Genomic DNA, 24,869 nt, shown 5'->3' with positions numbered 1-24,869 from the left:
AATATAATTTGACAACATTCCAAGTGTAGGTATTAGACAGTATTTCTTAGATATTGATTTAAAATACTTTGATATCATAGAATTAGGAGCAGAAATGTACGACATCATTATCATTGGTGCAGGAACAGCAGGCATCAGCGCATATAAAGAAGCAGTTAAATATACCTCCAACCTATTGATAATTAACAAAGGACCTTGGGATACTACCTGTGTTCGAGTCGGATGCATGCCAAGTAAAGTTTTAATCTCAACAGCCAATCGAATGCATGATATTCAATACGCAGATGAAGTTGCCTTAAGTGTTCAATCAGAAATTAATACAGATCGAGTGATGCAACATGTCCAAAATTTACGTGATCGCTTTGCACGAGCAACACTGAAAGATATAGAAAGCTGGGAAGAGAAACATAAAATTGATGGTGAAGCGAAGTTTATAAATGCCCATACAGTTGAGGTCAATGGTCAACAATATCAAGCAAAGTCATTTATTTTGGCTGTCGGTTCAACACCAACCTACGACAAAGATTGGAAAAAGAATATTGGGAATAAACTCATCACATCCGATGAAGTCTTTGAACTTAAAACGCTACCTAAATCAATTGCAGTAATTGGGAGTGGCGTAATTGCCATTGAATTAGCCCAAGCCATGCATCGTTTAGGCGTGAATACGACTATTTTTGCAAGAAGCAAAAAAGTCGGCGTACTCACCAGCCCGAGTTTACAAGCAATTGCACAAACAACCCTTTCAAAAGAGCTGGATATTAAATTCGAGATTTTACCTAACTCAATTGAAGATACAGAACATGGTGTTGCCGTTTCATTTATAGAAAATGATGAAACCAATACAATACAGGTAGATTATGTTTTAACGGCAACAGGTCGAAGTTCAAATTTATCAACTCTTGCTTTAGAAAATATAGATGCTTCATTTTCAGATTTAAAAAATCTGCCTATTCATCAAGCTACAAAGCAACTCGCTAATTTTCCAATATTTATTGTTGGAGATGCATTTACACAAACGCCATTACAACATGAAGCAGCGCATGAAGGGAGGAATGTTGTTTCAAGCTGTTTAAATTTCCCAAAAATTCAAAATTTAAATACGCTGGCACCGCTGGGTATTGTCTTCTGTAGCCCTGAAATGGGAATGGTCGGTCAAAATTATGCTGCACTGTCTAAATCAAATATAGAATTTATTACAGGATTCGTGTCTTATGAAAAACAAGGGCGAGCATTAGTTTTAGGAAAAAATAAAGGGGCAATGGAAGTTTATGTGGATAAAAAAACCAGAAAATTGCTCGGGGCTGAGCTTTTTGTTGAATCTGCAGAACATATGGCACATTTACTGTCTTGGATGATCGCAGAAGATCTCACTATCGATGAAATTTTAAGCAAGCCTTTCTATCACCCCACATTGGAAGAAGGCATAAGAACAGCTTTAAAACATGCAAGACGACAATTAAATTAAATTTGAGATAAAAAATTACTTTCAGTTAAAAGCTCTACCACAACGCAGAGCTTTTATTTTCCACTTTTCATTTTGCATAAAAAAACACCCTCAACAGTTAGTTGAGGGTGTTTTAGAATTAAAAGCTGGCGATGACTTACTCTCACATGGGTAACCCCACACTACCATCAGCGCTAAGAGGTTTCACTTCTGAGTTCGGGAAGGGATCAGGTGGTTCACTCTTGCTATTGTCGCCAGCAAACTGTTATGGACTTTTTCGGGTCTTATTGGTATGCCTTACTTTGTTCCAAATGAGTTTAACAGAAGAACATTTGAGTTGGTTATTGTAACTAGCTTTACAACTAAATCAAGTATCTTTGATCTTTTATGAATCAAATGATGCTTCATATACAACTGCTTGGGTGTTGTATAGTCAAGCCTCACGAGCAATTAGTATTGGTCAGCTTCATGCGTCACCGCACTTCCACATCCAACCTATCAACGTCGTAGTCTTCAACGGCTCTTTAGAGGACATAAAGTCCTAGGGAAATCTTATCTTGAGGTAGGCTTCCCGCTTAGATGCTTTCAGCGGTTATCCCTTCCGAACATAGCTACCCGGCGATGCGACTGGCGTCACAACCGGTACACCAGAGGTTCGTCCACTCTGGTCCTCTCGTACTAGGAGCAGATCCTCTCAAATTTCCAACGCCCACGGTAGATAGGGACCGAACTGTCTCACGACGTTCTAAACCCAGCTCGCGTACCTCTTTAAATGGCGAACAGCCATACCCTTGGGACCTGCTTCAGCCCCAGGATGAGATGAGCCGACATCGAGGTGCCAAACACCGCCGTCGATATGAACTCTTGGGCGGTATCAGCCTGTTATCCCCAGAGTACCTTTTATCCGTTGAGCGATGGCCCTTCCATACAGAACCACCGGATCACTAAGACCTACTTTCGTACCTGCTCGACTTGTGGGTCTCGCAGTTAAGCGCGCTTTTGCCTTTATACTCTACGCGTGATTTCCGACCACGCTGAGCGCACCTTCGTACTCCTCCGTTACTCTTTAGGAGGAGACCGCCCCAGTCAAACTACCCACCAGACATGGTCCTCGTCCCGGATAACGGGACAGAGTTAGAACCTCAATATTACCAGGGTGGTATTTCAAGGATGGCTCCATAGCAACTGGCGTCGCTACTTCTAAGCCTCCCACCTATCCTACACAAGTAAGATCAAAGTTCAATGTCAAGCTGCAGTAAAGGTTCACGGGGTCTTTCCGTCTAGCCGCGGGTACACCGCATCTTCACGGCGATTTCGATTTCACTGAGCCTCTGCTGGAGACAGCGCCCCCATCATTATGCCATTCGTGCAGGTCGGAACTTACCCGACAAGGAATTTCGCTACCTTAGGACCGTTATAGTTACGGCCGCCGTTTACTGGGGCTTCGATCAAGAGCTTCGCTTACGCTAACCCCATCAATTAACCTTCCAGCACCGGGCAGGCATCACACCCTATACGTCCACTTTCGTGTTTGCAGAGTGCTATGTTTTTAATAAACAGTTGCAGGGGCCTGGTTTCTGTGGCTGCCAATAGCTCAAGGAGCAAGTCCTATCACCGTCAGCAGCGTACCTTCTCCCGAAGTTACGGTACCATTTTGCCTAGTTCCTTCAGCAGAGTTCTCTCAAGCGCTTTGGTCTACTCGACCTGACCACCTGTGTCGGTTTCGGGTACGATTCCTGTGTAACTGAAGCTTAGAGACTTTTCCTGGAAGCATAGTATCAGCCACTTCACGAGTAAACTCGCTTGCTATCAGTTCTCAGCATAGAGCACCCCGGATTTGCCTAAGATGCATGCCTACAACCTTTCACCTGGACAACCAACGCCAGGCTGACTTAACTTTCTCCGTCCTCTCATCGCATTACACAGAAGTATTGGAATATTAACCAATTTCCCATCGACTACGCCTCTCGGCCTCGCCTTAGGGGTCGACTCACCCAGCCCCGATTAACGTTGGACTGGAACCCTTGGTCTTTCAGCGAACGGGTTTTTCACCCGTTTTGTCGTTACTCACGTCAGCATTCGCACTTCTGATACCTCCAGCATGCTTCTCAACACACCTTCATCGGCTTACAGAACGCTCCCCTACCACGTATACAATGTATACATCCGCAGCTTCGGCATATAGTTTTAGCCCCGTTACATCTTCCGCGCAGGCCGACTCGACTAGTGAGCTATTACGCTTTCTTTAAAGGGTGGCTGCTTCTAAGCCAACCTCCTAGCTGTCTATGCCTTCCCACATCGTTTCCCACTTAACTATAATTTTGGGGCCTTAGCTGGCGGTCTGGATTGTTTTCCTCTTGACTACGGACGTTAGCACCCGCAGTCTGTCTCCCGGATAGTACTCATAGGTATTCGGAGTTTGCATCGGTTTGGTAAGTCGGGATGACCCCCTAGCCGAAACAGTGCTCTACCCCCTATGGTATTCGTCCGAGGCGCTACCTAAATAGCTTTCGGGGAGAACCAGCTATCACCGAGTTTGATTAGCCTTTCACCCCTATCCACAAGTCATCCCCTGGCTTTTCAACGACAGTGGGTTCGGTCCTCCAGTTAGTGTTACCCAACCTTCAACCTGCTCATGGATAGATCACCCGGTTTCGGGTCTATACCCAGCAACTAAACGCCCTATTAAGACTCGATTTCTCTACGGCTCCCCTATACGGTTAACCTTGCTACTGAATATAAGTCGCTGACCCATTATACAAAAGGTACGCAGTCACCAAACAAGTTGGCTCCCACTGCTTGTATGCATGCGGTTTCAGGATCTATTTCACTCCCCTCACAGGGGTTCTTTTCGCCTTTCCCTCACGGTACTGGTTCACTATCGGTCAGTCAGGAGTATTTAGCCTTGGAGGATGGTCCCCCCATATTCAGACAAGGTTTCACGTGCCTCGCCCTACTCGTCATCATTATATGTGCACTTTCGTGTACGGGACTATCACCCTCTACGGTAGCACTTCCCAGAGCTTTCCGCTAATACACATATAACTTAATGGGCTGATCCCCGTTCGCTCGCCGCTACTGAGGGAATCTCAATTGATTTCTTTTCCTAAGGGTACTGAGATGTTTCACTTCCCCTCGTTCGCCTCGCATGACTATGTATTCATCATGCGATACCTACCTTATGGTAAGTGGGTTTCCCCATTCAGAAATCTCCGGATCACAGGATATTTGCCGCCTCCCCGAAGCTTATCGCAGGCTATTACGTCTTTCTTCGCCTCTGACTGCCAAGGCATCCACCACATGCACTTAATTACTTGACTATACAACCCCAAACAGTCGTTAATCCCTACAAGGAGGATCAACAATGTGGATTTAACCACTTCTATTTGTTGCTTGTGAACTTAATCACTGTACAGCTTCAATTTAATTCATATACCAAAACGCTTGATTCAGTTTTATCGCTAGTTCTCATTTCACTCCACATTAACAATTGCTTGTTAAGCTTCATAAAACGAGTTAAACAATTATTTCAACTCAAATATATTCTGTTAATGATTCTCTACCGCCTCGTCAGCAAGTAGTTCACTGTGATAAATCACAGAAGTTAATAAACTCTATAAACTTCAGTTCATTAATTTCTATAATCAATCTTTTTTTATCAGGTAACTGCGTAGTAGTGGTGGAGACTAGGAGAGTCGAACTCCTGACCTCCTGCGTGCAAAGCAGGCGCTCTACCAACTAAGCTAAGTCCCCAGCTTAAGATCTTAATATATCTGCTCTTCTGTGTTCAGTAGACTTGGTGGGTCTGACAAGACTTGAACTTGTGACCCCACGCTTATCAAGCGTGTGCTCTAACCAACTGAGCTACAGACCCTCAGATACATCAATGAAGAACAACTTGTTGTGGATTCTTACCAATCGTCAATCTTTCGTTAAGGAGGTGATCCAGCCGCAGGTTCCCCTACGGCTACCTTGTTACGACTTCACCCCAGTCATCGGCCACACCGTGGTAAGCGTCCTCCTTACGGTTAGACTACCTACTTCTGGTGCAACAAACTCCCATGGTGTGACGGGCGGTGTGTACAAGGCCCGGGAACGTATTCACCGCGGCATTCTGATCCGCGATTACTAGCGATTCCGACTTCATGGAGTCGAGTTGCAGACTCCAATCCGGACTACGATCGGCTTTTTGAGATTAGCATCCTATCGCTAGGTAGCAACCCTTTGTACCGACCATTGTAGCACGTGTGTAGCCCTGGTCGTAAGGGCCATGATGACTTGACGTCGTCCCCGCCTTCCTCCAGTTTGTCACTGGCAGTATCCTTAAAGTTCCCATCCGAAATGCTGGCAAGTAAGGAAAAGGGTTGCGCTCGTTGCGGGACTTAACCCAACATCTCACGACACGAGCTGACGACAGCCATGCAGCACCTGTATGTAAGTTCCCGAAGGCACCAATCCATCTCTGGAAAGTTCTTACTATGTCAAGACCAGGTAAGGTTCTTCGCGTTGCATCGAATTAAACCACATGCTCCACCGCTTGTGCGGGCCCCCGTCAATTCATTTGAGTTTTAGTCTTGCGACCGTACTCCCCAGGCGGTCTACTTATCGCGTTAGCTGCGCCACTAAAGTCTCAAAGACCCCAACGGCTAGTAGACATCGTTTACGGCATGGACTACCAGGGTATCTAATCCTGTTTGCTCCCCATGCTTTCGTACCTCAGCGTCAGTATTAGGCCAGATGGCTGCCTTCGCCATCGGTATTCCTCCAGATCTCTACGCATTTCACCGCTACACCTGGAATTCTACCATCCTCTCCCATACTCTAGCTTCCCAGTATCGAATGCAATTCCCAAGTTAAGCTCGGGGATTTCACATCCGACTTAAAAAGCCGCCTACGCACGCTTTACGCCCAGTAAATCCGATTAACGCTCGCACCCTCTGTATTACCGCGGCTGCTGGCACAGAGTTAGCCGGTGCTTATTCTGCGAGTAACGTCCACTCATCTTGGGTATTAACCAAAAGAGCCTCCTCCTCGCTTAAAGTGCTTTACAACCATAAGGCCTTCTTCACACACGCGGCATGGCTGGATCAGGGTTCCCCCCATTGTCCAATATTCCCCACTGCTGCCTCCCGTAGGAGTCTGGGCCGTGTCTCAGTCCCAGTGTGGCGGATCATCCTCTCAGACCCGCTACAGATCGTCGCCTTGGTAGGCCTTTACCCCACCAACTAGCTAATCCGACTTAGGCTCATCTATTAACGCAAGGTCACAAGTGATCCCCTGCTTTCCCCCGTAGGGCGTATGCGGTATTAGCATCCCTTTCGAGATGTTGTCCCCCATTAATAGGCAGATTCCTAAGTATTACTCACCCGTCCGCCGCTAGGTCAATTACCGAAGCAACTTCCCCCGCTCGACTTGCATGTGTTAAGCCTGCCGCCAGCGTTCAATCTGAGCCATGATCAAACTCTTCAGTTAAAATCATTAGTGACTTAAGGTCACAATTCTGGCTCATCAATTTCTGACAAATTCTCTCAAATAAACTTCGAGTAATTTAAACCAATCAATCAATGATAATATTTCGATCAATCAATCAGTAAAAATCCACACAAGTTGTTCTTCATATTCTCTTAATGATCTTCTTCATGCTTCGTCAGCATCAAGCTAGGTCGGCTATATTACTCTCTATCTCTAGAAAGTCAACTGTGATTTCAAATTATTTTTTAAACTTCCTTTCTAAAACCCAACTTAATCAATTCAACCAAGTCATTGTTTTATCAGAAGTTTTAATCTTCATCACCGCCGATGGATGTGCATTCTACAGCATTCCTAACCTAACACAACCCCCTTTTTTAATTATTTTTGATTTTAGTGCTCAGTTGTATTTTTATTAATCATATTTTAAAATTTTTATTTAAATTTTGACCTATTTATATTTGAATTTTTTCTTTAAACTATTTCAAATGATTTTATCATTAAATAAATTAAGTAAAATATGGCCCTTCTTATAAATAGAAAAACATTCTGTTTAGGAATTTTGCTCTTGTGCTGCAATTATTCCTGGGCCAACTCGTCGCATAATATTTTTGTGATGACCTTATCCATTTTGAGTTATGCAAAGTGGAATACACCCTCACCTGAATTATGTGTTGCAGACAATCCAAATTATGCTACTCAATTTTCTAATTACGCAAAATCCAACAAATCATCTTTTAGTGTAAATGCTATTCACGCAACAGATTTAAAAAGTCGTCACTGCGATGCAGTATTCTTTTCGAATATCACCGCGCAAGCTGAGCAGACATTAATAGATAAATCATTGAACTCCACAATTTTATCATTTAGCTCAAATAATGCTGAGTGTGAAATAGGAAGTGTTTTTTGCCTCTCTACCAACAAAACAGGGAATACTATTTTTAAAGTTAATTTAGATAGCTTAGCTCGATCTAAAATACATGTTGATCCGCGTGTTTTGTTACTCGCAAAAAATTCGGATTAAAATCATGATCAATAAGTTTTTTAAATCAAGCTCTTTGCAAACGCTTTTTCGTAAATCACAATTTACAACTTTTGCAATCACGCTATTTATTTGCACATCAACTTTTGTCACGATTTCAGTCTTTACAGTTGAGTCTTATGCAAAACAAAATTTACTATTAATCAGTCGTACAGTTTCTGAACGTGTGCAACCAGCACTCGTATTCTCAGATAAAATCGCGATTTCACAAATTATCAATGAATATACTTTCCAGCATTCTGTACGTCTTATTGAGGTATACGATGCGCAAGGCCAAAAGGTTGCACAAAGTTTAAAAAATATTGAACACTATTCTTATATTCAAAATATTTTTGATCATATTTTTTTAAAAGATGCAATTAAATTGAATGTGCAACACCAAGGACAATTTGTTGGACAAGTTGTTTTATATGGCAGCTCGAATGAAATTTTAATGTTTATCTTTAAAATTTTTCTAGGTCTAGCATTTGGAATGCTGTTTATGGTTTTTGCGGTGTGGTGGTCTGTTAATCTCACCTACCGCCATATCATGGGCTCATTTTCTCCAATTATCCAAATCGCGCAACTTTTAAGAAATCAAAAAGCTTATAACTTAAGATTTCCTAAAAGTGATGTTAAAGAGTTCCAAGAGTTAAATAGTGTTTTTAACCAACTCCTTGATGAAATCCAGTCTTGGCATACACATCTTCAAAATGAAAATAGCGAGCTTTCATATCAAGTTCAACATGATCACTTAACACAACTGCCAAACCGTAGTTATTTTTATCAAGTACTCTGTAGTTTATTTGATGATGCTCATCAACGCCAAAATTTAGCATTACTGTTTATTGATAATAATAATTTTAAAGCCATTAATGATCAGTATGGACACTTGGTTGGTGATGAAGTGTTAAAAGAGATGGCGGTTCGTTTAAGACGCCATATTCGTCAAGATGACTTCGTTGCACGTCTTGCCGGTGATGAATTTGCAATAATTTTACGTTCAATTTCTAAAATTGAGCATTTAATTTCTATTGCAGAAAATCTCATTAAATGTTGTGAAGATCCTTTAATTTACAAAGGACAAGAGATTTATTTTAGTTTCAGTCTAGGGATTGCTATTTCAAGTAAAGCCTCTAGTCCAGAAGACTTAATTTCTCAAGCAGATCAAGCGATGTATAAAGCAAAATCGCTACAACACCATTGGTTCATTTATCATTCTTAATGTTTAGAGGATTGTTATGATTGCAAAAAATATACGTCTTTCTATTCTTGCTTTCGTTTGCTTAGCTCTCACAGGCTGTATGAACCTGGGTGGTCTAAGCTATAAGCAAGCACGCGTACTCAAGAAAGAAGGTTTCGTATTGACGGATGAAGGTTGGAGCTTAGGCTTACCTGAACGCTTGTTGTTTGGTTTTAATGAATCCAATATTCAGCCAGAACATCAAGTTGAGTTGATTCGTTTAGCGAAACAACTCAATAAATATCACTTAGATAAACTAAAAATTGTAGGTCATACTGATAATGTCGGTAATCCTGAATACAATTTAAAGTTGTCCAAAGAACGTGCTCAAAATGTCTCTGATATTTTTATCGCAGAAAAATTTAATCCTGCAAATATTCAAATCATTGGTAAGGGAGCTGATCAACCCCTTAAATCCAATGATACTGAAGAGCATAAGGCTGAAAATCGTCGTGTAGCTGTGATTATTATCCCTTAATCATTTTCTTTTATTCAAAATAGATCTCAATAGAGGTCTATTTTTTGTCGTCATCTTTTTATATGGATTGAAGCAATACAAATTCCAGGCATAAAAAAACCGCTTCAAAGCGGATAATTTATATTTAAGCTTTAACTTAAATGGTCGGAGCAGTAGGATTCGAACCTACGACCCCCTGGTCCCAAACCAGGTGCACTACCAGGCTGTGCTATGCTCCGAATTTACAACAAACTTAAGGAATTGGGGTGAATGATGGGGCTCGAACCCACGACAACCGGAATCACAATCCGGGGCTCTACCAACTGAGCTACATCCACCGTCACATTAAGTTTTAGGCTCTATAATATCAAGCAACATATGGTGCGCCTGACAGGATTCGAACCTGTGACCATCCGCTTAGAAGGCGGATGCTCTATCCAACTGAGCTACAGGCGCATGACCAATGATACTGATATCACCGTTACCTTGCCTTGAAGAATTGGTCGGAGCAGTAGGATTCGAACCTACGACCCCCTGGTCCCAAACCAGGTGCACTACCAGGCTGTGCTATGCTCCGTTCATCTCAGCTTTAGTGTATCGCACATCGTGCGGTACGGTGTGCATTCTAGGCGTGACGCCACAAGACGTCAACACCTATCTTGAAAAAAAGTTAAAAAAACAAGTCAAATGTATATTAATCAAGCATTTCAGGTGTTTTTTATACAATTTTTAACGTTTCAATTGCGCACTGAAGTTCAACATACGATCTAATGGCAATTTTGCACGCTCTGCTAAGGCTGGATCAACAAATATTTCTTGATCAGCATTTTGTAAAACTGCCAAGATTCCATCGAGTTCATTCATTGCCATCCAAGGACAATGTGCACAAGAACGACATGTGGCTCCTTCACCTGCTGTTGGTGCTTCAATTAATGTTTTATGAGGTACGGCTTGTTGCATTTTATAGAAAATGCCACGATCTGTAGCCACAATCAAGGTATCTTGCGATAGTGTCTGCGCTGCTTTGATTAATTGTGAAGTACTGCCTACAGCATCTGCGATATCAATCACCGACTCAGGTGACTCAGGATGCACCAAAACAGCAGCATTTGGATACAAGGCTTTCATCTTTTCGATACCACGCGCACGGAACTCCTCATGCACGATACAAGCACCATCCCACAACAACATATCAGCGCCCGTTTTCTTTTGAATATAGCGTCCTAAATGTTGATCTGGTGCCCAAATAATTTTTTCACCCAGACTGTCTAAATGTTCAATAATTTCAACAGCACAACTTGAAGTCACCACCCAATCTGCACGTGCTTTAACTGCTGCCGATGTGTTGGCATAAACCACAACCGTGTGCTCAGGATGAGCATCACAAAATGCTGTGAACTCATCTACTGGGCAACCTAAATCCAGTGAACAAGTCGCTTCTAGTGTTGGCATTAATACTCTTTTTTCAGGGGAAAGAATCTTTGAAGTTTCTCCCATAAATTTAACACCAGCGACAACCAATGTGGATGCCTCATGATCTCGACCAAAGCGTGCCATTTCTAAAGAGTCTGAAACACATCCCCCAGTCGCTTCTGCAAGTTCTTGCACTTCCGGATCACAGTAATAATGCGCCACTAAAACGGCATTTTGCTTTTCCAGTTCAGCCTTGATTTGATCAAACTTTTGTTGTTTCAGCTCTGGACTTAAACAATTGTCCTTTGGCTCACCCAAACGATCTAAATGCGCTTGCACAATCGATTTTGCTTCGTTGGCAATTAAATTATTCGCATCATTCATAAGAGGTCTTCTCATCCCTTGTCGCTGGCATCATGCTAGCGGTATACCTGTGTGAATTTATTGTACTTTTTACTGCACATAAATTCACCTCGAAAAATGTTTTGTTATAAAAAAGCCTCACGAATGAGGCTCAATTCAAATATCAATGTTTAAGAGCGATAGTCTGCATTAATTTTTACATAGTCATAGGATAAATCACAGGTATAGACGGTATCTTTGGCTGGTCCTCGCCCAAGATCTACACGAATAGTCATCTCAGTTTGTGACATCACGCGCGCGCCTGCTTCTTCAGTATAATCTTCTGCAGCACCACCATCTTTACAAATCTGTACGTCATCCAACCAAACTTGAATTTTTTCAACATCTAGATCTTTCACACCTGCATAACCAATTGCTGCAAGGATACGTCCCCAGTTTGGATCAGATGCAAAAATTGCCGTTTTTACAAGTGGTGAATGCGCAATACTATATGCAATATCACAGCACTCTTGTGTATTATGACCACCTTCAACTGCCACAGTAATAAATTTGGTTGCTCCCTCGCCATCACGAATGATCAGTTGCGCCAAACGCTTCATTACACGGGATAAAACCTCAAGCACTACCGTATAGCGGACATCATCTTCTGTAGTGATTTCTACACCACCAGCACATCCGGTTGCTGCAAAGATACATGAATCATTGGTTGATGTATCACCATCCACCGTAATACGGTTAAATGATTGGTCTGCACTAACTTTCAGCATCTTTTGTACAAGTGTTCGTGCAATAGGCATATCTGTTGCTACAAAGCTCAACATGGTCGCCATATTGGGACGAATCATACCTGCACCTTTAGAAATGCCGGTCATGGTATAAATAATACCATCCAGCTCAAATTGCTCTGAAGCGCCTTTAGGTGTGGTATCCGTGGTCATGATTCCAGTTGCGGCATCACTCCATGCATCGTCACGCAAACTTGCTAAAGCAGGTTGTAATCCTTGAGTTAAACGCTCAATTGGTAATTGTTCACCAATAACACCTGTAGAAAATGGCAGGACTTCAAAAGCCTCTACTTGCGCCAATTCAGCAAGCTTTAAGCAGGTCAATTGAGCGTTTTGCATACCTAATTTTCCCGTACCCGCATTGGCATTCCCAGTATTAATCACGAGGTAACGAGGATTCGCCTGTACCAAATGCGCTTTAGAGACATGAACAGGTGCTGCACAAAATGCATTTTGGGTAAATACCCCAGCAACACTGGTACCTTGTGAAAATTCAAAAATAACTAAATCTCGTCGATTTGGATAACGGACATACGCCTCAGCAGAGCCAATTTTTACACCTTGCACCACATGCATATGTGGCATAGACACGTCACCAACAGCCATTTTTAAATGTCCATATGAGTTAAATAAGAACCACAGCTTATTAGAATTCTCGCTAAAAATCGAGCTTATTAAAAAGCTTATTTATTTTTACTATAAGAAATGTTTATTCATTTGAATATAAAATAAAAAAGCCAGTAAATTTACTGGCTTCATACTTGCTATCGCTTGTTATTGTTGCGCTGGAGCTGTGGTATCCACAGCCAATAACGCTTGTTTCACTTTTTCTTGACTAGATGCTGAAAGTGCTGGATTTGATGCAACAACTCGATTTACTGTCGCAGGTGTCACTGCCGCAATTGCTGCTGTTTTGAGAATAATTGGACGTCCACCCGTATTCCCCAAAGTATAACGAATACCTGTACGTGGGCTAATCACTGTGGTTGTTTCGTTTTTAACTTCTGCTTGCGCTGTTACCGCACCTGTCGCTGCTTGTACTTTTTCTACAGTGGTGGTTTGTGGTGCTGTATCTGCAAATGCCAATACTGGAAGGGCTAAAGTTGCAACAAATAAAGGTTGTAATAGTTTTTTCATTGTCTTTCCGAATATCTATTCAATTGAGCAACTTAATACCATTTTATTATATTTCCTGCAATCAAAATTAACTCACCGTAATAACTTGTAAAAAAAGCAGAACAATTGTTCTGCTTTTTTATTGAATTTTCAGTCGGTTTAATTAATTTTACCGTGGCACTGCTTATATTTCAGCCCAGAACCACATGGGCATGGTGCATTGCGACTTTCTGGTGGCTCAACCACATCGTCATTTGCAAATTGTGCATCAACGATATCATTGGTCACATTACCACTTAAACCATCTACTTCATCATGAGCAAAGTTCAAGCGCATTGCATCTGCTTGTGCTTGTTGTTGAGCTTCCATTTCAGCAAGCTCTTCAGGTGTTGGAATATGAACACGAGAAATATCAGTCACCACATCTGACTTAATTACACCTAACATATTAACGAATAAGTTAAATGCTTCTTTCTTGTATTCTTGCTCAGGATTCTTTTGTGCATAACCACGTAAGTGAATGCCTTGACGTAGATAATCCATCGCAGCCAAATGATCCTTCCAATGACGATCTAATGAACCCAACATGAAGTGACGTTCTAAAGTCGCTGCTGTTTCAGCACCCATTTGCTCACGACGACCACGATAACGTTCAACAATCTCATCAGAAATACGCTCAACCAAAGCTTCTTCATCAAGACGGCGGTCTTCTTCCAACCAACGATTAACAGGAAGATCAATACCTAAATCTTCTTTTAATGCATTTTCCAGACCATCAATATCCCATTGATCATGGATGGATTCTGGTGGAATATAAGTCTCAATCAAACCTTTTACAACTTCGCGATGCATTTCTTCAATATAATCTTGAAGTGAACTCTCTTCTAAAATCTCATCTCGTTGAGAGTAAATAATCTTACGTTGCTCATTATTGACGTCATCATATTTCAATAAATTTTTACGAATATCAAAGTTTCGTGCTTCAACTTTACGTTGTGCATTTTCAATCGAACGAGAAACCATCTTATGCTCAATAGCTTCGTTTTCTTGTAAACCCATTGCACGCATCATTGCAACAACACGATCACCTGCGAAAATACGCATTAAATCATCTTCTAAAGACAAGAAGAAACGTGAAACACCAGGGTCACCTTGGCGACCAGAACGACCACGCAACTGATTATCAATACGACGAGATTCATGACGTTCAGAACCGATGATATGTAAACCACCTGAACTCAACACCATTTCATTATTGTGTTCCCATTCTGCTTTTAGACGTGCTTCATCTTCAGCAGTAGGTTGTTCAATTTTGGCTAATTTAGCTTTCCAGTTACCACCAAGCAAAATATCTGTACCACGACCTGCCATGTTTGTCGCAATCGTAACAGCACGTGGCGAACCTGCTTGTGCAATAATATCAGCTTCACGTTCATGCTGTTTAGCATTCAGCACTTCATGCGCAATGCCCGCTTCTTTAAGCTTATCTGATAAAATTTCAGAAGCTTCAATCGTTGCAGTACCGATCAGGATTGGAGCAACACCAGCTTCATGGATTTTTTGAATCTCTTCAATAATCGCGTTGTATTTACCATTACGGTTTAAATAAATTAAATCGTTCTGGTCATTACGAATCATTGGGCGATGCGTTGGAATAAGTACAACATCCAAGCCATAAATTTCTTTCATTTCCGCAGCTTCAGTATCAGCGGTACCTGTCATACCTGAAAGCTTTTTGTATAAACGGAAATAGTTCTGGAATGTTGTTGTCGCTAAAGTTTGGTTTTCAGGTTGAACATCCAAGCCTTCTTTTGCTTCAACTGCTTGATGTAGACCTTCTGACCAACGGCGTCCCGGCATGGTACGACCTGTATTTTCATCAACAATAATCACTTCACCATCATGTACGATGTAGTGAACATTGCGTTGATACAAGAAATGCGCGCGAATTGCTGCTGAGACATGATGAACAAGGTTAAGATTTGATGGTGAATACAAGCTTTCGCCTTCAGCCAACAAGCCCATTTTGATCAATTCATCTTCAACAGTTTCATAACCGACTTCAGTCATTTCCACTTGGCGTTGTTTTTCATCAATCCAGAAATGCCCACCATCTGCAACTTTTTCTTCTTTCTGTGCATGAAGCTTAGGTGGAATACTATTGATTGCGACATACAATTGTGATGAGTCATCACTTTGACCAGAAATAATCAACGGAGTACGCGCTTCATCAATCAAGATCGAATCGACCTCATCAATAATCGCATAAACTAAACCACGTTGCTTTTTCTCTGCCATAGAGAAAACCATGTTATCGCGAAGATAATCGAAACCAAATTCGTTATTGGTACCATAAGTAATATCTGAACGATAAGCTTCAGCTTTTTCGATTGGTGATTGCATTGAATAAATCACGCCAACCGTTAAACCCAAGAACTCATAAAGCGGACGGTTTAATTCAGCATCACGTTGTGCCAAATAATCGTTAACCGTAATCACGTGAACGCCTTGCTCACTTATTGCATTGAGATAAACAGCCAAAGTTCCCATCAGGGTTTTACCTTCACCTGTACGCATCTCAGCAATTTTACCTTCGTGCAAAGTAATACCACCAATGAGCTGCACATCATAATGACGCATACCCATAACACGCTTTGCTGCTTCACGACATACGGCAAATGCTTCTGGCATTAATTTATCTAGGCTTTCACCATTCTTATATCTTTGTTTGAATTCTTCAGTTTTTGCAGATAAGTCTGCATCGCTGAGTGCAGATATCGTCGGCTCGAGCGCATTGATCTTATCGACAATTTTACGCATACGTTTTAGTTCGCGCTCGTTTTTAGTACCGAAGATTCCTCCGATCAGACTTGCCAACATATAAACTCTCTAAATCTTGTAAAATAAATTTTTCTCAGACGATATTATGGTGTTAGAAATTTGAAGTACAAGGGTTTTGCACAAATCCAATCAAAAAAATCTGACGACCAGTTGGGTACGCATGAGTTAAAGCGCCTTAATGTAGCAAATTTAACCGATATTTACAGCGAGGTCGTGCGCAATTCTGTGTTTTTTTCACATCAACACACCAACATATCTGTTTTTTTCATAAAGAAATAAAAAAACACTATTTTTAATTATAAAAAAACTGCGCAATAGTATTTTGGACGAGCTAAATAACAGATGATTTTTTAATTTTGAGGTTTTTATCATGACGCTACGACTAGGTGACATTGCACCAGATTTCACCCAAGATTCCAGTGAGGGACCCATTCACTTCTATGATTATTTGGGCGACAGCTGGGGAATTCTGTTTTCGCACCCTGCAGACTACACACCTGTATGTACCACTGAACTTGGCTATACTGCAAAGTTAAAAAGTGAATTTGAAAAACGTGGCGTAAAAGCTATTGCCCTTTCAGTAGATGATGTTGAATCACACCGCGGATGGATTAACGACATCAACGAAACACAAAATACTCAGGTGAACTTTCCGATACTTGCAGACAAAGATCGTAAAGTTTCAACGCTTTATGATTTTATTCATCCCAATGCCAGTGAAACTTTAACCGTTCGCTCTTTAATTATTATTGATCCCAATAAAAAAGTACGCCTCATTATTACCTACCCAGCATCAACTGGGCGTAATTTCCATGAAATTTTGCGGGTGATTGATTCATTACAACTCACAGACAACTATAAAGTAGCAACACCCGCCAACTGGCAAGATGGTGAGGATGTTGTGATTGTACCTTCACTCAAAGATGAAGCGGAGTTGAAAGAGCGCTTCCCAAAAGGCTATACGGCGGTTAAACCTTATTTACGTCTTACACCACAACCGAACAAATAAAATAACCCGCAACTACGTCATTTATTTAAACTAACTACTCTTTCAAAAGATCACATTTTATATGTGATCTTTTTTATGCCATTTCTCTATTCAAGACCAAGACACTCCTCGTTAACACAAGACTGAGTCTAAAATCAAAAAAAGGCACCGAAGTGCCTTTAATTCTATCGACAGCACTTAAGCTGGAATACGCAAAACTTGTCCAGGAAAAATATCATCTGCATTTTTCAGTAATGGGCGGTTTGCTTCAAAAATTTTATTGTATTGATTTGGATCACCATAAAATTCTTTTGAAATTTTTGACAAATTATCACCTGACTTCACCGTATAGAATTTACTTTCTGGCTCTGGTATAGCAACAGTCATTTGATCATCCACTTGAGCAACATGATCAACATTACCAATCGCAAGAACAATTTTCTCTTTATCTGCTTGGCTGTGTACTTGTCCACGAACAGTAGCTAAGTCTGTTTGAGAATTATAACTCACCGATAAACCGTCAATAGACAGACCCAAACTCTTCACGAGTCCAAGGAGTTTGTTCGCAACTTCTTGTGCAGAAGGTTCTGCTGGTGTTGCTGGTGCAGCTTGGGGCTCAGCAGGCGCTGTATTTTTTTTACCGATACCTTTTACGAAATCAAAAAGACCCATTTATGTTCTCCATATTTTATTTGGAACTTGTTTTTACTGTGAACTTTTATAAAAAATTATAAACTCTATTTTTATAGCGAAAAAAAACAGCGAAATGCGTAGTCATTAGTGACAGAAAAGTAACCGTATGTAACCACTATTTTTTTGATTTTAGAATTATTTCAGCATGATCAAATATTTTGTTTAGGTGATTAAGCTTGATTTCATCTTTAAAAATATCCAGCAATAAAAAAACCACCTTTACGGTGGTTTTTACGCATAACAACGACGTGTTATACAATCAACACATTAACCAAGTTTTTTAGTTACATAGTCGATTGCTGATTGAACAGTCGTGATTTCGTTAGAATCTTCATCAGGGATAGTGATGTCGAAGTCATTTTCGAAAGACATAACAAGTTCTACTAGGTCTAAAGAATCCGCACCCAAATCATCCATGAAAGATGCTTCGTTTTTGATTTCTTCAGCTTTAATACCTAATTGTTCTGCAACAGCTTGTTTAATGCGTTGTTCGATATCGCTCACAGGAATTCTCCTCATTGCTTGTGGCGGCTTTTAATTGCCTGATAGTTTAATTGAATATTTACTTTTTTCAAAGTTTATACATCGCATTACGCCATGTATAAACCACCATTTACGTGTAATACTGTGCCTGTAATGTAACTAGCTTTGTCAGAAGCCAAGAAACTCACAGCATCCGCAATGTCTTGTGGTTGACCAAAGCGGTTTAAGGCAACTTGATCACTCATTTTTTTACGAATGTCTTCGCTTAACTGCTCAGTCATTTCAGTCGCAATAAAACCTGGAGCAATGCAGTTCACTGTAATTTGACGGCTACCCATCTCTTTTGCAAGGCTACGGCTAAACGCTTCAATACCTGCTTTTGCCGCTGAATAATTGGCTTGACCTGGGTTAGCAAAATGAGCAACCACAGAACTAATATTGATAATACGTCCAAAGCGAGCTTTGGTCATACCTTTCAATACACGTTTAGACAAACGGAAAACAGCCTTGAGATGAATGTTGAGAATATCGTCCCAATCATCTTCAGACATACGCAATAATAAATTATCTTTGGTAATCCCTGCGTTATTGACCAATATCATCACTGAACCATATTTTTGTTCAATGTCAGATACCAATGCATCAATGGCTGTGCCGTCGCGCACATCAAGTACTGCGCCTACACCTTGCTCTGCAAAAGTCACAGAAAGTTTTTCTGCACCTGCTTCAGATGTTGCTGTACCGACAACAAAATAACCATCTTGAATTAATTGTTGAGCGATGGCAGCACCAATTCCTCTGCTTGCGCCTGTCACTAATGCAACTTTACGTTCTTGTGTCATGCAATTTTCCCTTCAGCCACTAAGATAGCATTCAGTGCATCTTCCATACGTGCTTGCGTATCAAGTGGAAATGCTTTTTCAATATTAGGTAAACGTTTTGCCAAATTTGCCAGTACATTACCAGGTCCGCACTCTGCAACATACTGGATACCTTGATCTTGTATGAATTGCATGGTTTTGGTCCACTGTACAGATTGGTACAATTGCGCTGTTAACGCCTGACGTAACTGTGTGGTATCTGTGGCAATTTCAGCATTGACATTTTGTATTACAGGAATACTTGGAAGCTCAATGGCAGTTTGTTCCAAAGCTTCTGCAAACCGTTCAGCAGCAGGTTTCATCAACGAACAATGAGATGGTACGGATACTGGTAAAGCAATCGCTTTGCCACCATTCTCTTTTGCCGCAACCATAACCACTTCAACCAGCGTCTTATCCCCTGCAATAACAACTTGACCTTGTGCATTATAGTTTGCCGCTTCAACTGAGCCACGCCCTTGCACATTGGCTTGTTCACACAGTTCAATGACTTTTGCATCCTCCAAACCGAGAATCGCAGCCATTGCACCTTGCCCTTGAGGTACTGCAGATTGCATCAATTGACCACGTAGATTGACCAATTTAACTGCATCAGCCAATGTCATTGCATTTGCAGCAACCAAGGCGCTGTACTCACCTAATGAATGACCTGCAAGATACTTTGGTGCAACACCACCAAGATCCAACCATACACGCCAAAGCGCAATACTGGCTGTTAATAGTACAGGTTGAGTGTTTTCAGTTTGATCTAAACCCTCACCACTTTGCGCAATGTGCCATAAATCAAAACCAATGGCATCTGAAGCTTCAGCAAAGGTTTCTTGTACACCACTAAACTGTTCTGCAAGTTCAGCAAGCATACCTACTTTTTGTGACCCTTGACCTGGAAACAAAAATGCAGTTTTTGTTGCTTGAGCTGCTTGTTCGAGTCGTTTGGCAGACATATAAAAAGTCCCTTATTTAATCTTGATCGTTTCCGATGCGGCAATTTTACAGAAAAAAAAAATTTATTTAATTGCGAAATACAACAAAAAATACGCATATACAAAACAAAAAAAAGGGAGCTTTCGCTCCCATTTTTTCACTAAGCTTACGCCTAATGCGTCAACAATTATTCAGCATCAGCTGCTTTAGCGAATAATTGACGACCACGGTAGAAACCATCTTTAGTCACGTGGTGACGACGGTGAGTTTCACCTGAAGTTTGGTCTACAGTTAATGCATTCTCGGTTAAAGCGTCATGTGAACGGCGCATGTCACGGCGAGAGCGACTTTTACGGTTTTGCTGAACGGCCATGATGGCTCCTTACAAATCGAAAAAATGGATCAGAACAAATTCGGTTGTCTTAACTTAACAGTATAACACAAAATTTAGTTAAGTTTACCCTTCAAACTTGCCAAAACATCAAACGGGTTATCCCGTTTTTCTTCAACAATGTCCTGAACGGCTGGCTGATGCTTATGTTCACAAGCGTCATGCTTAGGAGACAAAGGCATCAACAATAACAATTCATCTTCTAAAAGCGCGAGTAAATCAACAATTGCAGGAGTATTGGTTAAATAATCTCCCTTGGTTGTTGCTTCACTTTCACCTAATACGATGAAATCAGCATCCTCATCCAAGCGCTCTATCAGTGACTCATCATCTATTAAAGCCAAATGGAAATCAGAAACCAGAGGAATTTCAACAGAATCCAGACAACGCTGACATTCCATTGGAACTTTAGTATCTACATGACCATCCAACCATACGATACGATGATACGCATCCATTGATAGCTTACAGTCTATATTGATCAATTGATCATCAATTGATCCAACAGCTTCACGGGAAATACGAACAAAGCGAGACAATGGCAGTGTACCTGACCATGTAAAGCCTTGTTCAGCCCATTTAAACGGCTCTATCTGTGCCGGAAAGGTATTTGCTGACATAATTAAGGCGGCAATTCTACAAATTCATAGGTACTCTGTCAAAGATTAAGATACAATTTTGTACTTATTTAGACAGATCTCTTGAGTAATACAAGCCATGCATCAGTTGCAGCCGCAACCTGAAGTCACTACTTCATTACAATTTAACACCCGCTTAACCTCTGAAAACACATTGGAAGTGACCGATGTGCAACGCTCCCAATGGGAGAATTTGCAAACAGAAGCCCAGCAAGTAGATTGGCTTATCTTACACTTTAATCGTTGGTTTTCCCACCTAAATGTAATACTTGTTCGTGGTGATTTTGAACCTGAATATTTTCCTGCAACAAAAGACCAGCCTACACGTATTCAATTTGCACATGGATTTTTTAATAGTGCTTTACATGAAATTAGTCATTGGACCATTGCAGGTGAACAACGTCGATTGTTACCTGATTTAGGCTATTGGTATGCGCCAGATGGACGTACATCTGAGCAACAAGCCTTGTTTGAACAGGTCGAAATCAAACCTCAAGCTATAGAATGGCTATTTTCTAAAGCATTTGGACGAAAGTTTCGAGTCTCACTGGATAATCTCACTGGAGAAGGGGGTGATGGTGCTAGATTTAAAGATCATGTTTATGCTCAGGTACAACACTTTTTTTCAGGTGAAGCTAAACTTCCTCGCGATGCAAAATACTTTATTGAATGTATTTGTGCATACACTCGAGGTGGCAAAACATTACAAAGCACTGAGTTCAACCGAAATGATTTAGACAGTTAATCAAAATAAGTTAACTCAAACATCTTTACCAACTCATTTCGCCATCTTGATCCTATGGCTGGCGATATAATTGGCAATCAGAGTCCACTCATTCGCACTAGATCGACATAGATTATAGTGAATGTCATATTCAAAAGCTAAAATACCTGAGCCATCGTTCTAATATTATTAAAATATGAATGAGTTCAAATAAAATTACAAATAATGGTGTTCTTAACCATTTATTTTCAATACCATATATCAATAGATAATAAATCAGGAGAATAAATATGCTGCATTTAAGAGTACATCCTGACAATCCTCAACCACGTTTAATTAGTCAAGCTGTAGAAAGAATTCGAGCAGGTGATGTTGTGGTCTATCCAACAGATGCGGCTTATGCCATAGGCTGTCAGATTGGAAATAAGAATGCGATGGAACGTATTGCTCAGATTCGCGGCTTAGGTGCCAAACATCAATACGCCATTATTTGTGCTGACTTATCAGATATCGCCACTTATGCCAAAGTAGACAATGCAATGTATCGACTACTTAAAGCCAATACACCTGCAGTCACCACGTATATTTTACCTGCGACCAGTGAAGTACCGCGTCGCTTAATGCATCCAAAGAAAAAAACCATTGGTCTACGTGTTCCAAGTAATCCTGTCTGTCAAATGCTGTTAAAAGAGTTGGGAGAACCCTTACTGACAAGTACCTTGATCTTACCCGGTCAAGATGCACCAATGGATGATCCCTACGATATTGAACAATTATTGGAAAAACGCATTGATGTATTTATTGACAGTGGTTTGGGAACTTTAACCACAACCAGTATTGTCGATCTCTCTGGAGTAAATCCAGAAATTGTTCGTCGTGGTGTGGGCGATGTCAGCGCTTTTGAATAAGCGCTAGATTCCATTAACCATTGATCAGTAATCCTAAAAAATCAAGGCTTGATAGAAGTAAGATGCGATGGATCTATTCACCACCTTATTGAATATGAATAATCTTCAAAATGATCAAATTTTATTTGTTGAAGAGCCTTGGACACCTGAAGCACAAGTGAGCATGCAATCTGTGTCTTTAGTTGAAAATCCTCTAGCCCAAAGTTTTCAATTGTTTTCAACAACCAATGAACTAAAACGCTTAGCCTTGCAGTTTGAAACTCGAAATGTATGTTTAAGAGAAATTTGTTATTTAATTATCGAATATTGCCTTGAAAAAAATATAAATACCTAACAAATTTAATATGATATACAAAAACACTTTGCACTAATCAAATCTAACATAAGCAACAAATCAAACTCAAAGTTATCAATGATGAATAGAAACTTTGGGAAAAAGCATTCAAATCCCCAGTAACAAGACCATGTCGATTAAAAGTAAAATTGATATTTTTCAACATAGAGAAATAAAGACTTTACTGTTTCAAGCTATAACCGCTAAAAAAATCCATTGTATGGGCTGTGATTTACCCGATATCAATTACACAACAATTGTATTTTTAGATTGGTATTTTTTTCAATTCAGTTTATAAACAAAGCACAATCCTAAAAACAAAGCATCATTATGATATACAACATTCATCATTTACATTGTGGAACGATGTGTCCAATCTGTGCGCCCATTTATGGGCAAAAGGGCTTACATGCAAAAATGGTCTGCCACTGCCTCTTAGTTGAAACCGATAAAGGCTTAGTACTGATTGATACAGGATTTGGGACTCAAGATTATCTTCACCCTCAAGCACGCCTAGGCAAGTTATTTTCAAAGGTCAGTGCTATTCAATTTGATTTTACATTAACCGCACTTGCACAAATTCAACAACTCGGCTTTCAACCCTCTGATGTCAAACACATTTTGGTCAGTCATTTAGACCTAGATCATGCTGGAGGAATTTCAGACTTTCCTCAAGCCACGATTCATATTCTATCCAGTGAATATAATGCAGCTCAGAAACTCTCGATGATGAATAAATTACGTTATCGCCCACAACAATTTAAAAATCATCGTCACTGGAACTTTCTTGAGCCCAAGAATGGAGAATCTTGGTTTAATTTTCACAAAGTTCAAGGTTTTCATATGTTTAATGATGAAATCTTATTGATTCCGTTACTGGGACATACCACCGGACACTGTGGTATTGCGATTAAACAACACAATGGATGGGTATTCTTCTGTGGTGATGCCTATTACAGCCATTTGGAATTAGATCCAAATCATAAACTTCCGCTTTTGGATAAACTTGAACGCTTATTTGCAGAAAATAATACCGCTCGTTTAAAAACACTTTCTGAAATCCAACGTTTGGCACACAATGAGCCTCGCATCGAAATAATTTGTGCGCATGATCCCGTTGAACTTGACCGCTACCTTGTAAAATAATCATGAAATTGAAATTACTCGCCTCTACCGTCTTAGTCAGCTTAAGTTTACAGTTTGTGGGCTGCATGACGACATCAGCACTTCCTGATCACCAACGCCCACAGCAATGGGGCACTGTGGTGAATAAACAGCATAATTTTTATCGTATTAGTGACAGCGTTTTCCGTAGTGAACAGCCCAGCACAGAGATTATTCCTGCCTTAAAAGAGCATGATATTGCTGTGGTCATCAATCTAAGGAGCCGTGATAGAGATAAAACTGTTTTGGCACAACAAGATTTTCAATTGGTACATATTCCAATCAACACTTGGGCAATCGATCGTGATGATTTACTTCAAGTCATGAAAACGATTCAAACAGCTGAGAAAAAGCAGCAAAAGGTTCTTATTCACTGTTATCACGGCTCAGATCGTACGGGTGCAAGTGTTGCCATGTATCGTATTATTTTTGAGAATTGGTCAGTCGATGATGCATTAAAAGAAATGAAACATGGTGGTTATGGTTTTCATCCAATTTGGAGCAATATTGAAAAACTTTTTACCCCTGAAAATATAAAATGGATCCGTGAGCAACTCACGAATCCATCTTTAGCGACCTAATCTAT

At 40.6% G+C, this 24,869-nt stretch carries 20 protein-coding genes, 6 tRNA genes and 3 rRNA genes; 10 read left to right on the top strand and 19 right to left on the bottom strand.

The annotated features are described in order from the left end of the window. Positions 1 to 94: 94 nt before the first annotated feature. Complete coding sequence (locus TOL5_RS03380) at positions 95 to 1,468, top strand: dihydrolipoyl dehydrogenase (protein WP_121774489.1); 1,374 nt, start codon at positions 95 to 97, stop codon at positions 1,466 to 1,468. 123 nt (positions 1,469 to 1,591) lie between these two features. Here the strand turns inward: TOL5_RS03380 and rrf are convergent. The 5 genes from rrf to TOL5_RS03355 form a co-directional block, all read right to left on the bottom strand. Continuing rightward, positions 1,592 to 1,706: ribosomal RNA gene (rrf, locus tag TOL5_RS03375) — 5S ribosomal RNA — on the bottom strand. 170 nt (positions 1,707 to 1,876) lie between these two features. Continuing rightward, a 23S ribosomal RNA gene (locus TOL5_RS03370) occupies positions 1,877 to 4,767 on the bottom strand. 357 nt (positions 4,768 to 5,124) lie between these two features. After that, positions 5,125 to 5,200 (bottom strand) — tRNA-Ala (locus tag TOL5_RS03365). Positions 5,201 to 5,244: 44 nt separating this feature from the next. Continuing rightward, a tRNA-Ile gene (locus TOL5_RS03360) sits at positions 5,245 to 5,321 on the bottom strand. Between the two features lie 59 nt (positions 5,322 to 5,380). Beyond that, positions 5,381 to 6,919, bottom strand: a 16S ribosomal RNA gene (locus TOL5_RS03355). Together the 16S, 23S and 5S rRNA genes with 2 tRNA genes alongside form the textbook arrangement of a ribosomal RNA operon. 613 nt (positions 6,920 to 7,532) lie before the next feature. Between TOL5_RS03355 and TOL5_RS03350 the strand changes: the two genes are divergently transcribed. The 3 genes from TOL5_RS03350 to TOL5_RS03340 are packed head-to-tail and all read left to right on the top strand — an operon-like array spanning position 7,533 to position 9,658. Further along, positions 7,533 to 7,940, top strand: a complete 408-nt coding sequence (locus TOL5_RS03350; protein WP_009584663.1) for a YfiR family protein — start codon at positions 7,533 to 7,535, stop codon at positions 7,938 to 7,940. Between the two features lie 4 nt (positions 7,941 to 7,944). Beyond that, complete coding sequence (locus tag TOL5_RS03345) at positions 7,945 to 9,162, top strand: sensor domain-containing diguanylate cyclase (RefSeq protein ID WP_004830220.1); 1,218 nt, start codon at positions 7,945 to 7,947, stop codon at positions 9,160 to 9,162. Positions 9,163 to 9,178: 16 nt separating this feature from the next. Next, on the top strand, positions 9,179 to 9,658 hold the full coding sequence (locus TOL5_RS03340) for an OmpA family protein (RefSeq protein ID WP_121775880.1): 480 nt from the start codon (positions 9,179 to 9,181) through the stop codon (positions 9,656 to 9,658). 141 nt (positions 9,659 to 9,799) lie between these two features. Here the strand turns inward: TOL5_RS03340 and TOL5_RS03335 are convergent. The 8 genes from TOL5_RS03335 to secA all read right to left on the bottom strand — a co-directional run bounded on the left by TOL5_RS03335 (position 9,800) and on the right by secA (position 16,194). After that, a tRNA-Pro gene (locus TOL5_RS03335) sits at positions 9,800 to 9,876 on the bottom strand. 23 nt (positions 9,877 to 9,899) lie between these two features. Then, positions 9,900 to 9,975: transfer RNA gene (locus TOL5_RS03330), tRNA-His, on the bottom strand. Between the two features lie 41 nt (positions 9,976 to 10,016). Further along, positions 10,017 to 10,093, bottom strand: a tRNA-Arg gene (locus tag TOL5_RS03325). A gap of 44 nt (positions 10,094 to 10,137) precedes the next feature. Further along, a tRNA-Pro gene (locus TOL5_RS03320) sits at positions 10,138 to 10,214 on the bottom strand. A gap of 152 nt (positions 10,215 to 10,366) precedes the next feature. After that, on the bottom strand, positions 10,367 to 11,434 hold the full coding sequence (nadA, locus tag TOL5_RS03315; RefSeq protein WP_046760117.1) for a quinolinate synthase NadA: 1,068 nt from the start codon (positions 11,432 to 11,434) through the stop codon (positions 10,367 to 10,369). Positions 11,435 to 11,583: 149 nt separating this feature from the next. Next, positions 11,584 to 12,804: a bifunctional glutamate N-acetyltransferase/amino-acid acetyltransferase ArgJ gene (gene argJ / locus TOL5_RS03310; RefSeq protein ID WP_121774407.1), complete on the bottom strand. Its 1,221-nt coding sequence runs from the start codon at positions 12,802 to 12,804 to the stop codon at positions 11,584 to 11,586. Between the two features lie 168 nt (positions 12,805 to 12,972). Continuing rightward, complete coding sequence (locus TOL5_RS03305) at positions 12,973 to 13,335, bottom strand: hypothetical protein (protein WP_004830228.1); 363 nt, start codon at positions 13,333 to 13,335, stop codon at positions 12,973 to 12,975. A gap of 138 nt (positions 13,336 to 13,473) precedes the next feature. Further along, the gene (gene secA / locus TOL5_RS03300; RefSeq protein WP_009584669.1) at positions 13,474 to 16,194 is read right to left on the bottom strand and encodes a preprotein translocase subunit SecA; all 2,721 of its coding nucleotides are present in this window, start codon (positions 16,192 to 16,194) and stop codon (positions 13,474 to 13,476) included. 331 nt (positions 16,195 to 16,525) lie between these two features. On the opposite strand from secA, the gene TOL5_RS03295 reads away from it, so the two are divergent. After that, complete coding sequence (locus TOL5_RS03295; RefSeq protein WP_121774408.1) at positions 16,526 to 17,164, top strand: peroxiredoxin; 639 nt, start codon at positions 16,526 to 16,528, stop codon at positions 17,162 to 17,164. Positions 17,165 to 17,341: 177 nt separating this feature from the next. Here TOL5_RS03295 and lysM read toward each other — a convergent pair whose 3' ends face one another. From lysM to TOL5_RS03265, 6 genes are all read right to left on the bottom strand, one after another. Next, positions 17,342 to 17,815: a peptidoglycan-binding protein LysM gene (gene lysM / locus TOL5_RS03290; RefSeq protein WP_121774409.1), complete on the bottom strand. Its 474-nt coding sequence runs from the start codon at positions 17,813 to 17,815 to the stop codon at positions 17,342 to 17,344. 288 nt (positions 17,816 to 18,103) lie between these two features. Beyond that, complete coding sequence (acpP, locus tag TOL5_RS03285) at positions 18,104 to 18,340, bottom strand: acyl carrier protein (protein WP_004723957.1); 237 nt, start codon at positions 18,338 to 18,340, stop codon at positions 18,104 to 18,106. A gap of 86 nt (positions 18,341 to 18,426) precedes the next feature. Next, complete coding sequence (fabG, locus tag TOL5_RS03280; protein ID WP_005031128.1) at positions 18,427 to 19,161, bottom strand: 3-oxoacyl-ACP reductase FabG; 735 nt, start codon at positions 19,159 to 19,161, stop codon at positions 18,427 to 18,429. Next, positions 19,158 to 20,144, bottom strand: a complete 987-nt coding sequence (fabD, locus tag TOL5_RS03275; RefSeq protein WP_121774410.1) for an ACP S-malonyltransferase — start codon at positions 20,142 to 20,144, stop codon at positions 19,158 to 19,160. The genes fabG and fabD overlap by 4 nt, the downstream gene beginning before the upstream one ends. Before the next feature lie 167 nt (positions 20,145 to 20,311). Then, positions 20,312 to 20,497 carry a 50S ribosomal protein L32 gene (gene rpmF / locus TOL5_RS03270; RefSeq protein ID WP_004830240.1) on the bottom strand — a complete coding sequence of 62 codons (186 nt, stop codon included), beginning with the start codon at positions 20,495 to 20,497 and terminating at the stop codon, positions 20,312 to 20,314. Positions 20,498 to 20,571: 74 nt separating this feature from the next. Further along, entirely contained in the window at positions 20,572 to 21,135 is a 564-nt protein-coding gene (locus TOL5_RS03265; protein ID WP_121774411.1) for a YceD family protein, read from the bottom strand. A gap of 97 nt (positions 21,136 to 21,232) precedes the next feature. On the opposite strand from TOL5_RS03265, the gene TOL5_RS03260 reads away from it, so the two are divergent. From TOL5_RS03260 to TOL5_RS03240, 5 genes are all read left to right on the top strand, one after another. After that, positions 21,233 to 21,898: an elongation factor P hydroxylase gene (locus TOL5_RS03260; protein ID WP_121774412.1), complete on the top strand. Its 666-nt coding sequence runs from the start codon at positions 21,233 to 21,235 to the stop codon at positions 21,896 to 21,898. Positions 21,899 to 22,167: 269 nt separating this feature from the next. Further along, positions 22,168 to 22,785 (top strand): L-threonylcarbamoyladenylate synthase, encoded by a 618-nt coding sequence (locus TOL5_RS03255; protein WP_004830246.1) that lies wholly within the window; start codon positions 22,168 to 22,170, stop codon positions 22,783 to 22,785. Positions 22,786 to 22,852: 67 nt separating this feature from the next. After that, positions 22,853 to 23,119 carry a hypothetical protein gene (locus TOL5_RS03250; protein ID WP_121774413.1) on the top strand — a complete coding sequence of 89 codons (267 nt, stop codon included), beginning with the start codon at positions 22,853 to 22,855 and terminating at the stop codon, positions 23,117 to 23,119. Between the two features lie 330 nt (positions 23,120 to 23,449). Next, positions 23,450 to 24,265 (top strand): MBL fold metallo-hydrolase, encoded by an 816-nt coding sequence (locus tag TOL5_RS03245; RefSeq protein ID WP_042088065.1) that lies wholly within the window; start codon positions 23,450 to 23,452, stop codon positions 24,263 to 24,265. 2 nt (positions 24,266 to 24,267) lie between these two features. After that, entirely contained in the window at positions 24,268 to 24,864 is a 597-nt protein-coding gene (locus TOL5_RS03240; protein ID WP_005031138.1) for a dual specificity protein phosphatase family protein, read from the top strand. The last annotated feature ends 5 nt before the right edge of the window (positions 24,865 to 24,869 follow it).

Source organism: Acinetobacter sp. Tol 5, assembly GCF_019702905.1.
Classification (GTDB): Bacteria; Pseudomonadota; Gammaproteobacteria; order Pseudomonadales; family Moraxellaceae; genus Acinetobacter; species Acinetobacter bereziniae.
Note: the sequence above shows the minus strand (reverse complement) of the source record. Positions and strands in the feature narration are given on the sequence as shown.

Coding starts and splice junctions, on each gene's coding strand:
- TOL5_RS03350 (WP_009584663.1), top strand. CDS start 7,533: ATGACCTTATCCATTTTGAGTTATGCAAAGTGGAATACACCCTCACCT.
- TOL5_RS03340 (WP_121775880.1), top strand. CDS start 9,179: ATGATTGCAAAAAATATACGTCTTTCTATTCTTGCTTTCGTTTGCTTA.
- TOL5_RS03265 (WP_121774411.1), bottom strand. CDS start 21,135: ATGTCAGCAAATACCTTTCCGGCACAGATAGAGCCGTTTAAATGGGCT.
- argJ (WP_121774407.1), bottom strand. CDS start 12,804: ATGGCTGTTGGTGACGTGTCTATGCCACATATGCATGTGGTGCAAGGT.
- TOL5_RS03305 (WP_004830228.1), bottom strand. CDS start 13,335: ATGAAAAAACTATTACAACCTTTATTTGTTGCAACTTTAGCCCTTCCA.
- rpmF (WP_004830240.1), bottom strand. CDS start 20,497: ATGGCCGTTCAGCAAAACCGTAAAAGTCGCTCTCGCCGTGACATGCGC.
- TOL5_RS03380 (WP_121774489.1), top strand. CDS start 95: ATGTACGACATCATTATCATTGGTGCAGGAACAGCAGGCATCAGCGCA.
- lysM (WP_121774409.1), bottom strand. CDS start 17,815: ATGGGTCTTTTTGATTTCGTAAAAGGTATCGGTAAAAAAAATACAGCG.
- TOL5_RS03240 (WP_005031138.1), top strand. CDS start 24,268: ATGAAATTGAAATTACTCGCCTCTACCGTCTTAGTCAGCTTAAGTTTA.
- fabG (WP_005031128.1), bottom strand. CDS start 19,161: ATGACACAAGAACGTAAAGTTGCATTAGTGACAGGCGCAAGCAGAGGA.
- nadA (WP_046760117.1), bottom strand. CDS start 11,434: ATGAATGATGCGAATAATTTAATTGCCAACGAAGCAAAATCGATTGTG.
- TOL5_RS03345 (WP_004830220.1), top strand. CDS start 7,945: ATGATCAATAAGTTTTTTAAATCAAGCTCTTTGCAAACGCTTTTTCGT.
- secA (WP_009584669.1), bottom strand. CDS start 16,194: ATGTTGGCAAGTCTGATCGGAGGAATCTTCGGTACTAAAAACGAGCGC.
- TOL5_RS03245 (WP_042088065.1), top strand. CDS start 23,450: ATGATATACAACATTCATCATTTACATTGTGGAACGATGTGTCCAATC.
- TOL5_RS03260 (WP_121774412.1), top strand. CDS start 21,233: ATGCATCAGTTGCAGCCGCAACCTGAAGTCACTACTTCATTACAATTT.
- TOL5_RS03295 (WP_121774408.1), top strand. CDS start 16,526: ATGACGCTACGACTAGGTGACATTGCACCAGATTTCACCCAAGATTCC.
- TOL5_RS03250 (WP_121774413.1), top strand. CDS start 22,853: ATGGATCTATTCACCACCTTATTGAATATGAATAATCTTCAAAATGAT.
- fabD (WP_121774410.1), bottom strand. CDS start 20,144: ATGTCTGCCAAACGACTCGAACAAGCAGCTCAAGCAACAAAAACTGCA.
- TOL5_RS03255 (WP_004830246.1), top strand. CDS start 22,168: ATGCTGCATTTAAGAGTACATCCTGACAATCCTCAACCACGTTTAATT.